This window comes from Bifidobacterium jacchi (assembly GCF_009078285.1).
GTDB lineage: Bacteria > Actinomycetota > Actinomycetes > Actinomycetales > Bifidobacteriaceae > Bifidobacterium > Bifidobacterium jacchi.
In genome coordinates, this window is record NZ_RQSP01000005.1 from 81,114 (window position 1) to 81,370 (window position 257).

A 257-nucleotide genomic window follows, 5' to 3' on the forward strand; every position below is an offset into this window, starting at 1 on the left:
CTGGCGTGTGTGGTGTGGGGGTGCTGTTTCGGGGCGTGTTGTCAGCGATCATTATTCGGGGATTTTGGGTTGATCTCCCGAATTGTGTTCGCTGAGCGCCTCGTAGCGATCGAAATTCGGGAGCAGTGGGTTTGTTTCCCAAATTTCGATCGCTGAGATGGTCTCAGTGAACATTATTCGGGAGATGACGGTTTGTTTCCCGAATTTCGTTCGCTGGGACTCGCGCCAACGCTGTGATGCTGTTCGGTTCGTGCTCG